This window comes from Gordonia aurantiaca (genome assembly GCF_039939235.1).
Lineage (GTDB): Bacteria > Actinomycetota > Actinomycetes > Mycobacteriales > Mycobacteriaceae > Gordonia.
Map to the genome: position 1 here is coordinate 1 of NZ_JBDUUF010000034.1, position 1,460 is coordinate 1,460.

Sequence of the window (1,460 nt, forward strand, 5' to 3'; positions counted from 1 at the left end):
GGGGGGTGTCCCTATGGTTTCGTCAAGCGGGGGCAGCAGCGGGGGTGCGGTAGAAGGTCTTGTTCTTGAGCATGGCGTAGAGGACGTCGCAGCGACGGCGTGCCAGACAGATCAACGCGGCATTGTGCTTCTTGCCCTCAGCGCGTTTGCGGTCGTAGTAGGCGCGACTGGTCGGGTCGTGCAACGCGGCGAACGCGGACAGGAACAACACCCGTTTGAGTTTGCGGTTACCCGACCGGGCGGGGTGCTCACCACGGATCGACGAGCCGGAACGGTGGGTCACCGGGGCGATACCGGCGTAGGCCGCCAGATGCGCCGCTGAGGCGAACGCCGAGCCGTCACCGACCTCGAGCAGGATCCGGGCTGCGGTCCTGACGCCGACGCCGGGCATCGACATCAGGACCTGGGAAAGAGGGTGGTCATCGAGCATCCTCTCCACGTCTTCAGCAATGCTCTTGCGCTGTTGCAGAACCTCTTTCAAGGAATCTGCGAGCTTCGGCAGGACGATCTCGGCGGCGTTGCTGCCTGGCACCGTCACGCTCTGGGCATCGAGCGCGGTGAGGATTTCCTCGGCCAGTCGGGCGCCCATCCGCGGGGCATGCTTGGTTGCGAGTGTGGTGAGTCGGCGTTTGCCCGCTTTGCGGATGCCGACCGGACCGCCACATCGCGACAGGATTTCGAGGACCGCCGGATGCGCGATCCTGGGACCGAGAACCCGTTCGAGGGCAGGGTGGATTCCGGTGAGCAATCCGCGGATGCGGTTGCTGATCCGGGTGGCCTCACCGGCGAGGTCGTCGTCGAACCCGACGAGCACCCCGAGCTCAGCCAGGGTCTCGTCGCCGACATCGATCCGGCGCAGCGTGTGCGGCATCGTGCGGGCGGTGTCGGCGATGATGAACGCATCTCGGGCGTCGGTCTTGGCCTGGCCGGGGTACAGATCGGCGACGCGCCGCATCGTCAACCCCGGCAAGTACGCCACAGCGTGTCCGCAGGCGCGGGCGACGGTGACCGGCAGGGCACCGATCGTGTTCGGCTGGTCGACGATCACCAACACCGGGCCGTGTTCTGCCAGGCGGTCGAACACGGTCCGCAGTTTGGCTTCGTCGTTGGGCAGGGCTTTGTCGAACAGGCGGGTGCCGGCGGGGTCGAGTCCGACGGCGTGGTGTTCGCCTTTGCCCACGTCGATGCCGCAGAACACGGCGTAGGTCGGGTCCATGAAGCGTGCCTTTCGTTCCGCTCCGGACGGTCACCGATCAGACGTCGACACCCGGCACCCACGTTACGAAGAGACCTGCCCGGTGCTCGATGCAAACAGGCGGCCCTGTCCCTATCAGCGGTCCATCGACGTCACCAGGTTCGGCGACACCACCCCCCGGATCATTAGAGAGACAGGGGCAAGAAGTCATACCGAACTTGGCGACCGTGGCCCCGCGGTGCGGGACTACGAAGAAGGTAACGGG

The 1,460-nt window shown here is 66.0% G+C and carries 1 protein-coding gene; it reads right to left on the reverse strand.

Annotated features, from left to right (window positions below):
- Positions 1 to 22 precede the first annotated feature (22 nt).
- Complete coding sequence (locus tag ABFT43_RS22615) at positions 23 to 1,216, reverse strand: IS110 family RNA-guided transposase (RefSeq protein WP_109239988.1); 1,194 nt, start codon at positions 1,214 to 1,216, stop codon at positions 23 to 25.
- Positions 1,217 to 1,460: the final 244 nt, after the last annotated feature.